This is a genomic window from Ornithinimicrobium pratense, assembly GCF_008843165.1.
Lineage (GTDB): Bacteria > Actinomycetota > Actinomycetes > Actinomycetales > Dermatophilaceae > Ornithinicoccus > Ornithinicoccus pratensis.
This window is the reverse complement of sequence record NZ_CP044427.1, coordinates 916,967-930,165: the sequence shown is the minus strand read 5'-3', so window position 1 is coordinate 930,165 and position 13,199 is coordinate 916,967. Positions and strand designations below refer to the sequence as shown.

Sequence of the window (13,199 nt, the reverse complement as noted above, 5' to 3'; positions counted from 1 at the left end):
CGGACGCACCTTGCGTCGGGCCCGGCGGGGTAGGCCGTCAGTCGGCCGCGCCCTGGCGTACCAGGCCGCGCAGGGTGCGCAGCGCCACCGACAGCGGTGCCAGGTTCGGCTCCTGCATGTCGCTGACCGCGCGCATGACGTGGCCGATGCGCACCAGCGACGCGCGGTGCTGGGTCATCCAGCCGCCCACCCGGTCCAGCGCGTTGTCATAACCGTCAGCATCGGTGCCTTCCAGCACGGTGCGGGTCAGCCCACGCATGACGCCGTAGATGTCGTCCCTCATGGCACCGCGCGCCAGGGAGGCCCACCGGTCCTCGCGCGGCAGGTGGGAGACGTGGGTGAGCAGGTCGTCGAGGCGCAAGCCCTCGGAGACCCCGAAGTAGACCTGGGCCACCTCCGAGTCCTCGGACCCGGTCCTCATCGCCAGCTCGACGACGTCCAACAGTGAGAAGCTGTCCAGCAGCGAGGCGTAGGTGGCAGCCAGCCCCTCCGGCACGCCCTGACCGGTGGCCCAGTCCTTGCGGGCGGCCCAGCGCTGCCGCTCGTTGCCCTGGAGCAGCTGCCCCAGCTGGGGCACGAGGCGCTGCATCGGTCCGGCGAAGCGCTCGATCTCCTCGTCCATGTCGGTGGACAGCGAGCGGTTGTTAAGGAACCAGCGGGCGGCCCGGTCGATCAGGCGCCGGAACTCCAGGTAGAGCTGGGTCTGGGTGTCGGTGTCGACCACGTTGTCCAGGGCCTCGACCTGGGCGATGTAGTCCGGCATGGCGAAGACCGAGCGGACCACGTGGAAGGCCCGGGCGATCTGGGCCGCGGTGGCCCCCGTCTCCTCCTCGGCGCGGTAGACGAAGGAGACCCCGCCGCGGTTGATCATCGCGTTGGCGATCTCGTTGATGATGATCTGCCGGCGCAGCGGGTGCTCCAGGATCTGCGCCCGGGCCCGTTCCTGCAGCGGCTGCGGGAAGTAGCCGAGCAGCGTGTCCACCAGGGCGGGGTCGTCGGGCAGCTCGGTGCCCTCCAGCTCCTGCTTCAGCGCTAGCTTGGCGTAGGCGACGACGACGGCGAACTCAGGGCTGGTCAGCGCGTGGTCCTCGGCGCGCCGGCGGGCCCACTCCTCGTCGTCGGGCAGGAACTCCAGGCGCGGATCCAGGTCCGCGTGCTCAGTGAGGTAGCGGATCAGCCGCTGGTGGACGGTGACCATGACCTCGCGCTGGTGGCGGCCGTTACCGATGAGCACGTTCTGCTCGTAGTTGTGCCGCAGCACCTTCTCGGCGACCTCATCGGTCATCGAGGCCAGCAGCTCGTCTCGCTCCGGCATCGACATGGACCCGTCCTGGACCAGAGGGGTCAGCGCGATCTTGATGTTGACCTCGTGGTCCGAGCTGTCCACGCCGGCGGAGTTGTCGATGGCGTCAGTGTTGACGTGCACCCCGGCCAGCGCCGCCTCGACCCGGCCCAGCTGCGACATACCCAGGTTGCCGCCCTCCCCGATGACCCGCACCCGCAGGTCCTGGCCGTCCACCCGGATCGGGTCGTTGGCGCGGTCACCGATGGCGGCGTGAGTCTCCCGGGAGCTCTTGACGTAGGTGCCGATGCCGCCGTTCCACAGCAGGTCGACCGGGGCGCGCAGGATTGCCCGCAGCAGCTCGTGCGGCGTCATCTTCTCCACCCCGTCCTCGATGCCGAGGGCTTGGCGGACCTGCGCGCTGACCGGGATCGACTTCAGGGCGCGGGCATAGACACCACCGCCTTCGCTGATCAGGCTGGTGTCGTAGTCCTCCCAGGACGAGCGCGGCAGGGCGAACATCCGCTGCCGCTCGGCGTAGGAGGTGGCGGCGTCCGGGTCGGGATCGAGGAAGATGTGCCGGTGGTCGAAGGCCGCGACCAGGCGGATGTGCTCGGAGAGCAGCATCCCGTTGCCGAAGACGTCACCGCTCATGTCGCCGATGCCGACCACGGTGAACTCTTCGGCTTGGGTGTTGACCCCCAGCTCGCGGAAGTGCCGCTTGACCGACTCCCAGGCGCCGCGCGCGGTGATGGCCATCTTCTTGTGGTCATAGCCCGCCGAGCCGCCGGAGGCGAAGGCGTCGTCGAGCCAGAAGCCGTAGTCGCGGGCCACCGAGTTGGCCAGATCGGAGAAGGTCGCGGTGCCCTTGTCGGCCGCCACCACCAGGTAGGGGTCGTCGTCGTCGTAGCGGACCACCCGCTCCGGCGGGACCACCTCGCCGGCGACCCGGTTGTCGGTGACGTCGAGCAGGGCGCGGATAAAGGTCTGGTAGGCCGAGCGCCCCTCCGCCAGCCAGGCGTCCCGGTCCACGGCGGGGTCGGGCAGCTGCTTGGCGAAGAAGGCGCCCTTGGAGCCGGTGGGCACGATGACGGCGTTCTTGACCATCTGCGCCTTGACCAGGCCCAGCACCTCGGTGCGGAAGTCCTCGCGCCGGTCGCTCCAGCGCAGACCGCCGCGGGCCACCTTCCCGAAACGCAGGTGGCTGCCCTCCACGTTGGGCGAGTAGACCCAGATCTCGAAGGCCGGCCGCGGCTCGGGCAGCAGGTCAAGAGAACGTGGCAGCAGTTTCAGGGCCACGCGGGCCTTGTGCGCGCCGTCCTGGCGCCGCTGGTAGAAGTTGGTCCGCAGGGTGGCCATCACCACGTCCATCAGCCCGCGCAGGATCCGGTCCTGGTCGAGGCTGGCGACCTCGTCCAGGGCTCCGGTCAGTTCCTGGACGACCTGCGAGGTGCGCTCCTCGCGGTCCTGCTCGGGCCCGTCGGGGTCGAAGCGGGTCTGGAAGAGGTCGACCGTCAACTCTGCGATCCGCGGGTTGGCGACCAGGGCCTCCTCGAGGTAGTCGAGGCTGTAGGTGCCGACCTGGCGCAGGTAGCGGACCAGGGTGCGCAGGATGACCACGCGGCGCCAGTCCAGGCCGGCGGTGAGGACCAACCCGTTGAGGGTGTCCGACTCGGCGGCGCCACCCCATACCGCGGAGAAGGCGTCCTCGAAGGCGGCGGCCACCTCCTCCTCGGTGCGGTCCTCGCCCCCGGTCCACACCGAGGCGTCCTTGGCGCGCAGTCCGAAGTCGTAGATGTAGCTGACCGGCCCGCCGTCGGGATCCAGCTCGTAGGGCCGCTGGACGGTGACCTCCAGACCGAAGTGGGCGAAGACCGGCAGCACGTCGGTGAGCGACATCTCCTCGGTCCGGTAGACCTTCATCCGACGTTCCTCGTCCGGGTCCCCGTCCTCGCGGTAGAGGTGGGGCCGGGCGGAGCGCTCCTCGCCGTGCAGGTCCGAGAGCCGGCCGAGGTCGAAGAAAGCGGCCTCCCCCTCGAAGTCCTCCTTGTAGGCCTCGGGGAAGGCGGAGGCGTAGCCCGCGACGAGGTCGCCAGCGTCCCCCTCGTCCTCGACCTGGGCGGCGACCGCCTCGGTCAGGCCCTCCATCCAGGTGCGGGTGGCCTCGGCCAACCGGTCCTGCAGCTCCTGCGGGTCCACGTCGGGGACGGTCTGGCCCTTGGGCAGGCGGATGACGAAGTGCATCTGGGCCAGCGGCCCGTCGCCGACACGCGTGGCGTAGTCGGCCAGCTCCCCGCCGTAGGCCTCCTCCAGCATCCGCTGCACCCGGATCCGGTTGGCGGTGTTGTAGCGGTCGCGCGGCAGGAACGCCAGAGCGGTGACGAAGCGGCCGAACTCGTCCCGGCGCACGTAGACCTTGGCCGCCGGCCGCTCCAGCAGGCGCACGACGTCGTTGGCCGTGCGGCCCAGCTCATCTGCATCGGCCTGGAAGAGCTCGTCGCGGGGGTAGGCCTCCAGGACGCTGAGCAGGTCCTTGCCGGAGTGGCTGTCGGGCGCGTAACCGGACTCCTGCAGGATGCGCTTGACCTTGCTCCCCACGATCGGCAGCCGGGTGGTGGACTCGGCATAGGCGGCCTGGGTGAACAGGCCCAGGAAGCGGTGCTCACCGATGACCTCGCCGCGGTCGTCGAAGCGGCGGATCCCCACGTAGTCGAGCGGGACGGTGCGGTGCACCGTGGCCCGAGTGTTGGCCTTGGTCACGGTGAGCAGGCGCGGCTCACGGGCGCTGGCGGCGGCCTCCGGGCGCAGCTCGCTCACCGTGGCGGGAGCCCCGGGCGCCTCGCGCAGGATGCCCAGACCGCTGCCCGGGACCGAGCGCAGCGCGGCCGAGCCGTCCTCCTCGACCAGGTCGTAGGACCGGTAGCCCAGGTAGGTGAAGTGGTGGTCGTCCACCCAGCGCAGGAAATCGATGGTGGGCGCAACGGTCTCGGGGTCGACGGTGCTCGGCGGCCGCAGCTCCAGCTCGGCCATGATGGCGCGCGCCCGCTGCCCCATGGTGCCCCAGTCGTCCACCGCGTGGCGCACGTCGGTGAGCACCCGCTCCAGATCGGCCGCCAGCTCCGCGCGGGCGGAGTCGGAGGGCATCCGGTCGATGTCCACCTGCACCCAGGACTCCACGCGCTGCTCCTGCCCTGCGCGCAGCGGGTCGACGTCCACGACCTCACCGGAAGCAGCGTCAAGGACCATCTGCGGGTGCAACAGGCGGTGCACCCCGTAGCCGTGCCGGGCCACCTCGCCCAGGACGGAGTCGACGATGAAGGGCATGTCGTCCACGACCACCTGGACCACCGTGTAGCGGCTGCTCCACCCGTCCGCCTCGGCGCTGGGGTTGAGGACCCGCACCGCTGCGTGGCCCGAGGGGCGCCCCGACGACAGCTCGGCCATCGAGGACGCCGCAGCCGCCATCTGGCTCGGGTCGCGTCCTTCCTTCTCCTCCTCGGATATGTGGTGGTAGAAGCGGTCGAACAGCGTGTCGGTGGACGCCATCGCAGTCAGAAACTCCTCGGTAGCCGTGGGGCCGCACGTCCTCGTGCGCTCGAAAGCCAGGTTACCCGCCTGGGGATGACCGACCCACTCAGGCATCGACCTGCCTACAGTGGGGGTATGACGCCCCGCCGCCCCGAGGTGAGCGCACCCGGGAGCGTCACCGCATGGCGAGCCGCCCGTGAGCTGGAGGGCCTCGCGCCGGACCTGGGATGGGCCGAGGCGACCGGCCTCGTGGACGGGCTGGTGGACGGGCTGGTGCACCGGTGCGTCGACCTCGCGGCGGGGCGGGACGAGCCCACTCCCCTGCCGCTGGTGGCGGGCCCCCTGGGCGCGCCGGACGCCCCCGCCGATCACGCCTCGTGCCGGGCCGCCGCCGCCCGGCTGCGCGCGGCGGCGACGACGCTGCGAGGAGAGGGAGCGAGCCTGGCCTGGGCCCTCAGCGCCGCCGAGGTCGCGCAGGACCTGGCCGAGCTGCTCGACCACGTCGCGGACCGGACCCGGACCGGCCGGCTGCGGCCCGCCGACAAGGGTGTGGTGTTGCGCCGTCTGCACGCCGCGCAACGCCTGCTGCACGCTGGCTCGACTACCTTGAGGCCATGAGGATCACCGAGACCGTCATCCACGCCGCGGACCCGCTGCGCACCTACGAGATGCTCACCGACCACGACTACCAGGTGGCCCGCTGCGAGCGGACCGGCGCCACGGACCAGACCGTGACCATCGACCGGGAGCCGGAGGGCACCACCACGGTGACCACCCAGCGGCACATCCCCAGTGACGGGGTCCCCGACTTCGCCAAGGCCTTCGTCGGACCCACCCTGTTGCTGGTGGAGACGGTGCGATGGGGTGCCCCCGACGCCGACGGCGAGCGCGAGGGCGCGATGAGCCTGGAGCTGCCCGGCATCCCGGTGTCCTTCACCGGCGGGATGCACCTGCGCCGGGGTGGGGCGCCCGGTCAGACCGAGCACACCGTCGACGGCGATCTGGACGCCCGGATCCCCCTGCTCGGCCGGCGGATCGAGGCCATGGTCTCCGAGCAGGTGGGCAGGATGATCCAGGAGGAGCGCCAGCTCGCTGAGGAGTGGCTCAGGGACCACCCTGGCGCGCCAGCCTGACCCCGGGGCGCCCGAGCCGGCCCAGCCCCTGACGGGGCGGGGCTGGCTGCAGGCTCAGCCCATGTGCGGGTAGCGGGAGCTCTTCGGCGGGACGAAGGTCTCCTTGATCACCCGGGTGTTGATCCAGCGCTGCAGGTTTGCCGCGGAGCCGGCCTTGTCGTTGGTGCCCGAGGCACGGGCGCCGCCGAAGGGCTGCTGGCCTACGACCGCGCCGGTGGGCTTGTCGTTGATGTAGAAGTTGCCGGCCGCGAAGCGCAACTGTGCGGCGGCCTCGGCCACCGCGGTCCGGTCCTGGGCGATGACCGCTCCGGTGAGGGCGTAGGGCGCCACCGACTCCATCTGGTCCAGCATCGTGGACCACTCGGCGTCGGGGTAGACGTGCACGGTGAGGATCGGCCCGAAGTACTCGGTGGAGATCATCTCGTGCGCCGGGTCCTCGACGACGGCGATCGTGGGCCGGACGAACCAGCCGACCTCGTCGTCGCAGGAGCCGCCGGCGACCACCTCCACCTTGTCGTCCTGGCGGGCCTGGTCCAGGGCCGCCTTGTGCTTGGCGAAGGCCCGCTCGTCGATGACCGCACCCATGAAGTTGGACAGGTCCCGGACGTCGCCGACGGACAGGGCCTCGGTCTCCTGCACCAGATCGTCGCGCATCTGCTTCCACAACGAGGCGGGGACGTAGGCGCGGGAGGCGGCCGAGCACTTCTGGCCCTGGTACTCGAACGCGCCGCGCACCATCGCCGTCCGCAGCACGTCCACGTCGGCGCTGGGGTGGGCGACGATGAAGTCCTTGCCACCGGTCTCGCCGACGATGCGTGGGTAACCGCGGTAGCGGGAGAGGTTGGTGCCGATCTGCGCCCAGAACATGTTGAAGACGGCGGTCGAGCCGGTGAAGTGGACCCCGGCGAAGTCCGGGCTGTCCAGGACCACGTCCGAGATCGCCGGGCCTGTGCCGGTGACCATGTTCAGCACGCCAGGCGGCAACCCGGCCGCCTCGAGCACCTCCATGGTCACGCTGGCCGCCCGCTGCTGGGTCGGCGCCGGCTTCCACACCACCGTGTTGCCCATCAACGCCGGCGCCGTGGGCAGGTTGCCGCCGATCGCGGTGAAGTTGAAGGGCGTCACGGCATACACGAAGCCCTCGAGCGGCCGCTGGTCGATGCGGTTCCAGGTGCCCGGGGCATTGCGGATGGGCTGCTCGGCGAGCAGCTGGCGACCGTAGTAGGCGTTGAACCGCCAGAAGTCGGCCAGCTCGCACGCCGCGTCGATCTCGGCCTGGATCGCGGTCTTGCTCTGCCCGAGCATGGTCGCGGCGTTCATCCGAGCCCTCCAGGGGCCAGCCAGCAGATCGGCAGCCCGCAGGAAGACCGCGGCGCGGTCCTCGTAGGACAGCGCGCGCCAGGCCGCACCCGCCTCCAGCGCCGCGTCCACCGCCCGCTGCGCGTCCTGCTTCGTGCCGTCGCGCAGGGTGCCGAGCACCTCGGCATGGGCGTGCGGCTGCACCACCCGAATCTCCGTGCCCCCGCCGGTGACGCGTTCGCCGCCGATGATGTGCGGCAGCTCAACCGAGCTGGCGGCGAGCTCGGCGAGCGCCACCTCCAGCTTGGCCCGCTCGGGGCTGCCGGGGGCGTAGTCCAGCACGGGCTCGTTGATGGGCGTGGGGACATCGACGATGCCGTCCATGGTCACCTCTTCGTGTTTCGCTTGGCGGTTCTTTCGGTGGTCATGCGGAGAGACCAGGTATGCCGTGCGCTCACTGGCGCTGCCCCTCCGCCAGGGCGTCGGCCAGCTCGATGACCTGGCCGAGCTCGGTGGTGTCATACCAGGACAGCTCGATCTCCTCGTCCGGGCCGGGCAGTGCCGAGGGGTCACCGGTCACGACGTCGTCACCAACGTGGATGGCGGCGACGCGCGGCAGGTCGACGTCGCCCACCCGGACCTGCGGGCCCTCGGGACGGGCGGCGTCGACGGCCTCTTCGACGAGGTCGACCGCGGCCACGATCACCGGATGACCCTCGGCGGCCAGGCCGACGGCGGCAGCCTGGAGGGCGGCGTACTCCCACTCGTCCTGGTCGCCGGAGGGCAGGGACGCACGCACCGATCGGGTCACCGTGGTGGCCCGTAGCGGACCGGCCAGGCGCCGGTCGGTCCGGAGGGTCTGCAACTGCTCTGGGCTCAGCGGCAGGTAGCACCGCAGCGTCGCCATCGCGCCTCCTCGCTCCACAGGTCGCACGCTGGACCCGGTCAGGCCCCGCGTGGCCATCGTCGCAGACTCGGCGGGGTGCGTCCGCATCGGCTTCGTCAGGCCCGTCGGCGTCGTGGCCACCAGCGAGGCCCGGTGCCCTTCGGCGACGGAGCCCGGCCAGCGATCCGATCGGCCAGCCCCCGGATGCTGGTCCGTGCCGCGCTGCCGGGCCGGGCCTCGGCCAAGGCCCGGCCGTGCAGGAGCGCGGCATCCATCGACTCCCGGTCCTCGGGGACCAGGTGCACTTCCCTGGCCCCGGCAAAGCGCTCCAGCGCCTCCTGGATCCGGCGTTCGGGGTCCGGACCGACGGGACCGGGCCGGACGCGGGTGACCACGACCTCCCGCGGGGCGGCGCTGAGGGTGGGCAGGAGGTCCAGCCCCCGGACGAGCCGCTGCAGGCCGATCGGGTCACCCGCGCCGACGACGACCATGCGGTCGGCCGCCTCGAGCGCGGTGAGGGTCGCCCCATTGCGGCGCGGCGCCTGGGTGTCGAACGACAGCTCCTCGTCCTGCTCGACACCCGCGGCGACGTCCAGCACCACGAAGGAGGCGCACCGGCGGGAGACCTCGATGATGTCGGCGAGCGCACTGTCGCGGACCTCGGGCCACCGGTCCGCCCGCGGCAGCCCGGTGAGCAGCATCAACCCGGGCCGGACTTCGGGAGCCAGCCGGGCCAGCACCCGCTCGTCCAGGACCCCCTGGTCGGCCGCGCGGGCCGCCGCGGCCAGACCGGGCGCCTCGTCGAGGACAGCCAGCGACTGGGCGAGGGCGGAGGCGGAGGTGTCGGCGTCGATGAGCAGCACGCGGGTCAGCGGGTCGGCGAGCTCGGCGGCCAGGTTGAGCGCCAGCGTGGTGCGGCCCGGACTGCCGGGCCCCCAGACGACGATCACCTCCCCCGGTTCTCCCATGGGGCCCTCGTCCGCCGGTTGCTCCGCCCGCTCCAGTCCGCCACCAGGCGGTCCACCCGCCTCCTCCACGAGGCGGCGTAGCTCCTCGTCCATCGGATCGGGGGTGCCCCGATGAGCGCCGCCAGGCCCGGACGGCGCGAGGTCTTCGATCTGGCCTGGGGCTGCCGGTGCCAGGTCCTTGGCGTCGGTGGCTCCGGACTGACCGCGGGCCGGGGTGGTCCCGGGTAGATCGCTGGTCGACTCGTCACCGGCGTCCGCCGGCGAGGGTTGCTCGCCCCGACGCTGCCTGCGCCCAACCCGTTGGGGGTCATTCCAGCCCGGCTGGCCGTCCGGGCCTCGCTCCGGCTGCTTGCTGGCCTTCCGTCCCGGTGGATGCTCCCGTTCCTGCGCAGCGGGCCCGGCTGCGTCCGGGGCTGCCTGGCCCTTCTGACCGGCGTCATCGACGACACCTGGCCCGGCCGTCGCGTCCACGGCCGCCTCGATTGCCTGGTCCAACGCCTCGGGGTCCAGGTCTGCGGGCAGCACCACCTGGATCCCCCACCGGCGCAGCGTACGTCCGGCGTCGGCCTGGCTCGGCGGGTGCACCCCCACGACGGCCACGCCGGAGGCGAGCAGGGACTCAACCGCGGCCCGGTCCAAAGACCGGAAGTCGCTGGAGACGACCACGACCCGGGCCAGCCCCGCCGCCGAGACGCCGAGCAGCTCGGGGACGTCGGCGCAACGCCGGACCAGCTGGGCACGGACCGAGCTGCCGAGCAGTTCGGCCAGCCCGCTCTCCCACCGGGGGGCGACGCCCGTGACGGTGGGCAGACTCATCAGTCCGTCCCCTGCTGGGACCGGGGTGCGGGCACGAGCGTGAGCCGGGCGTCCTGATCGACCGCACCGATGACATCACCGACCCGGTCCGCGGGCACCACCACCGAGACAGACGCTCGGCCCAGCCCGGCCCCCAGCCCGGAGCCCTGCTGGGGCACCCGGTCCACGACTGCACCCGCGAGCAGCAGTCTGGGGTCGAGATAGCTGACGCCCAGAGCGTCGGGGTCGCGCGGGCTCACCCAGACGTCCACCAGCGTTCCCGTCGTCAGCCCAGGCAGTGCGCTGGGGTCGACGGGGACGGTCACGGTCTTGTCCAGCGCCTCCCGTGCAGTGCCCAGCGCGGCGACGGGCACCAGCTCGCCGGTGCCGACCCCTCGCACCAGGTAGGTCCCAGGCGCGATCGGCTCGGCACCGTCCACATAGCGTTCGGCCTGCTCCCCCATACGCACCTGCACCGCGGCCAGGTCCTCCGCGGTGACCGGCTGGCCCGGCAGCAGGTCCCGGGCTGCCGCATACACGGGGATGGTGTCGTCCAGCGACATCACCAGGCGCGTCCCTCCCGCCACCGAGAGCAGGACGAGCAGCACCCCGACCACCAGGCGCAGGTCACGCCAGCCCGGTCGTTGCAGACGGCGTGCACTGCGCCCGGGGCTCGCGCTGGGGTCGGCACCGGCTCCGGGCATCGGCCGTGTCTTGCGTCCCTGAGTGCTTACCGCCACCTCGGTCCCTTTCTGCTGGAGCCGATCGACGCCGACGTCGACCCGGTCCGCTGACCTCCGCCGCGCCCGCCGGACGTGACGATGACTGGTCCATCTTGTCCACAGGTGGGCCAAGATGGCTACTGAACTTCCGTAAAATCTGCTCAACCCCTGCCCCCGGACCACAAAGGAGCTCGCCGTGGCGGCCCCCCGCTTCCTCACCCTCACCGACGTGGCCGACACGCTCAACGTCTCGCTGTCGCAGGTCAAGGCGCTGGTGCGTTCCGGGCAGCTCGTGGGCGTCAAGCTCGGCGGCCGCGGGGTGTGGCGGGTGGAGAACGTCGAGCTCGAGGCCTACATCCAGCGGATGTACGAGCAGACCCGCGAGATCACCCGGCAGGGTGATCCCGCTCCCTGAGCCGCCCTCCCGGTGGGCCAGCCTGCCCAGCGGCTGCCTCACAGCCGACGCACCAGGGCGAGGGTGGCGTAGGCCAGGCTGACCCTGCCACGGACGGCGCTGGCCCGTCTCGGTTCGTCGTCGGCGTGCCGGGCCAGGTCCAGATGGTCGGCCATCACGGCGTCGATCGTGCCGGTCAGGTGGTCCCCGTCGACGTCGTGGATCCGAACTCGCGCGCGGTCCCGGCTGACGGCACGCAGGGCGGAACGCAGGCCGAACCGTCGGCTGGCCACCTGCTCCCGAGGGTCGGCCCGGGTGGCCAGGCCCTCCACGGCACAGACTGCGGGCAACGGGACCAGCAGCTCGCGCCCGGTCCGGCCCGAGCCGGCCCCCTGCGCCAAGATCCAGTCCCGCCCCACGTCGGTGAGGTCGACGTCGATCCAGCCGACCCCGCGGACCCGCAGCCGCACCGGGGCGGCGGGGTCCGCTGCGAGCCTGTGGACGAGCTCGATCTGCCCCCGCTCCGCCCGGACGTGCTCGGCCACCTCGGCCGCGCGCTCCTGCAGCTCAAGAGCCGCCAGCTGGGCGCCGAGGTCCTCGAAGAGCTGGTGCCAGCGCATGCCCTCATGCTGCCACCGATCAGGTGAGGCATGGGCCGTCGTCCACAGGCTGGGCGCGACCTCTTGACCGGCCACCCGGCCGGTCGTAATCTGCCGCATATACACGCAATCACACACAAACGAACGCTTTCGCACCTCCGGGTGTGGATGAGGAGACACCACCATGGGCGATCACAGGACCGCGCGGCCGCAGCGCGCGGCCGGGCTCGGTGCCCTGCTCGGCGCTTTCACACTGGCCAGCGTCCCGATGCTGGGCCGACAGGTCGTCCAGACCTGGCCGGGCGGCGGTCCGACCGGCATCGAGACGGCCTTGCTGACCGTGACCCTCGCCGGCGCCACGCTGCTGATGTGCTGGGTCAGCGTGGTGCTGACGCTCGCCGTTCTCGAGCTGCTCCGCGGCACCGCTGTCGGGCACGGTGGGGTCGGGCACGGTGGGGTCGGGCACGGTGGGGCAGCGATGTCCAGCCGCAGGCGCTGGCCGTCCACGGCGCTCCCGACGACCTTCGGGACGGTGCGCCGGGTCAGCGTCATCCTCCTGGCCCTCACCGCCGTCCCGGCCCACGCCGCACCGGCCGGGCCTCCGGAGCCCTCGTGGAACGGCGCGTCCCAGGACCCGATCGCCAGCTCGGTCACCACACCTGACCCGGAGCCTGCGCGGGAGCAACCCCGCTTGCCGGACGGCTCGCCGGTGCCCTTGCCCGGCTGGACACCCACGCCAGCGTCAGCCTCGGTCAAGCCGACCGCCACCATCGGCCTGGTCAGCGCGGCACCGCGGGAGGCGCCGACCGAGCACGTGGTCGTGCGGGCCGGCGACACGCTGTGGTCCCTGACCGCCCGTCATCTTGGCCAGCAGGCCACCGTGCAGGACATCGCCGAGGAATGGCCTCGATGGTATGCGGCCAACCGCGAGGTCATCGGCCCAGACCCGGACCGCATCCTGCCGGGCCAGGAGCTGCGGATCCCCGGCCCCGACGCGCCAGCCGCACAGACAGACCCCGCCGATGAGGAGGCCCGGCGATGACCGGGGAGCCCCGTCTGCCAGTCGTCCGGCTGGCACCGGCCCCGACCGCAGAGCCCCCGTCCGTGGGCCCCGACTGGCACGGCGCGGGTGGTCGGACAGGACAGGAGCCGACCGGCCGTTACGTGCAGGGCTCGCTAGCGGTGGACTTCCGGCAGGAGGCCTACGACAGTTTCTTCGGCCCGCAGGCGACCGGCACCGCCGACCTGCCGCCTGCCCAGGCGTGGGCCCGCAAGCTCATCCAGGCCATCCTGGAGGTCTGTGAGGGCACCCGCTCACCAGAGCAGCTCTCGCGGTGGCTGGCCCCGGACGTGCGCGAGCGCGTGGCCCGGCGTGGGGTGCTCGCCCGGCGCCGGGCCCGCCGCCCCCACCAGGCACCGCTCATCCGCGCACTGCTCCTCTGCCACCCTGCGGACGGGGTCTGCGAGGTCTCGGCGGTCGTCCGCTGCTCCGGCCGTGTGCGGGCGCTGGCCCTGCGGATGAGCGGGGTCGACGGACGCTGGCTGATCACCGCGCTCGAGCTTGGCTGATCAACGCGCCGCCGAAGAGACCCG

Annotated in this window: 11 protein-coding genes; 5 read left to right on the top strand and 6 right to left on the bottom strand. The window is 72.2% G+C overall.

Annotated features, from left to right (window positions below; all coding sequences use genetic code 11):
• Positions 1–37: 37 nt before the first annotated feature.
• A complete protein-coding gene (locus FY030_RS04220; protein WP_158060421.1) occupies positions 38–4,828 on the bottom strand; it encodes an NAD-glutamate dehydrogenase in 4,791 nt (1,596 codons plus the stop codon).
• 117 nt (positions 4,829–4,945) lie between these two features.
• Here FY030_RS04220 and FY030_RS16290 point away from each other — a divergent pair, with 117 nt between their 5' ends.
• A complete protein-coding gene (locus tag FY030_RS16290) occupies positions 4,946–5,428 on the top strand; it encodes a hypothetical protein (RefSeq protein WP_192498714.1) in 483 nt (160 codons plus the stop codon).
• Positions 5,425–5,943: a DUF2505 domain-containing protein gene (locus tag FY030_RS16285; protein WP_192498713.1), complete on the top strand. Its 519-nt coding sequence runs from the start codon at positions 5,425–5,427 to the stop codon at positions 5,941–5,943. Before FY030_RS16290 ends, FY030_RS16285 begins: the two co-directional genes overlap by 4 nt.
• Before the next feature lie 54 nt (positions 5,944–5,997).
• Here FY030_RS16285 and pruA read toward each other — a convergent pair whose 3' ends face one another.
• From pruA to FY030_RS04195, 4 genes are all read right to left on the bottom strand, one after another.
• A complete protein-coding gene (gene pruA / locus FY030_RS04210) occupies positions 5,998–7,626 on the bottom strand; it encodes an L-glutamate gamma-semialdehyde dehydrogenase (protein ID WP_158060419.1) in 1,629 nt (542 codons plus the stop codon).
• A gap of 70 nt (positions 7,627–7,696) precedes the next feature.
• Positions 7,697–8,206: a DUF6912 family protein gene (locus FY030_RS04205; RefSeq protein ID WP_158060418.1), complete on the bottom strand. Its 510-nt coding sequence runs from the start codon at positions 8,204–8,206 to the stop codon at positions 7,697–7,699.
• Between the two features lie 38 nt (positions 8,207–8,244).
• Positions 8,245–9,912 (bottom strand): CpaE/TadZ family protein, encoded by a 1,668-nt coding sequence (locus FY030_RS04200; RefSeq protein WP_158060417.1) that lies wholly within the window; start codon positions 9,910–9,912, stop codon positions 8,245–8,247.
• A complete protein-coding gene (locus tag FY030_RS04195; RefSeq protein WP_158060416.1) occupies positions 9,912–10,595 on the bottom strand; it encodes a CpaB family protein in 684 nt (227 codons plus the stop codon). Before FY030_RS04195 ends, FY030_RS04200 begins: the two co-directional genes overlap by 1 nt.
• 214 nt (positions 10,596–10,809) lie before the next feature.
• Here FY030_RS04195 and FY030_RS04190 point away from each other — a divergent pair, with 214 nt between their 5' ends.
• On the top strand, positions 10,810–11,028 hold the full coding sequence (locus FY030_RS04190; RefSeq protein WP_158060415.1) for a helix-turn-helix domain-containing protein: 219 nt from the start codon (positions 10,810–10,812) through the stop codon (positions 11,026–11,028).
• A 38-nt stretch (positions 11,029–11,066) separates the two neighbouring features.
• Here FY030_RS04190 and FY030_RS04185 read toward each other — a convergent pair whose 3' ends face one another.
• Positions 11,067–11,627 (bottom strand): hypothetical protein, encoded by a 561-nt coding sequence (locus FY030_RS04185; RefSeq protein WP_158060414.1) that lies wholly within the window; start codon positions 11,625–11,627, stop codon positions 11,067–11,069.
• A 163-nt stretch (positions 11,628–11,790) separates the two neighbouring features.
• Here FY030_RS04185 and FY030_RS04180 point away from each other — a divergent pair, with 163 nt between their 5' ends.
• Together FY030_RS04180 and FY030_RS04175 are read left to right on the top strand one after the other, a co-directional pair.
• On the top strand, positions 11,791–12,648 hold the full coding sequence (locus FY030_RS04180; RefSeq protein WP_158060413.1) for a LysM peptidoglycan-binding domain-containing protein: 858 nt from the start codon (positions 11,791–11,793) through the stop codon (positions 12,646–12,648).
• Positions 12,645–13,175 carry an Rv3235 family protein gene (locus FY030_RS04175; protein WP_158060412.1) on the top strand — a complete coding sequence of 177 codons (531 nt, stop codon included), beginning with the start codon at positions 12,645–12,647 and terminating at the stop codon, positions 13,173–13,175. The genes FY030_RS04180 and FY030_RS04175 overlap by 4 nt, the downstream gene beginning before the upstream one ends.
• Positions 13,176–13,199 lie beyond the last annotated feature (24 nt).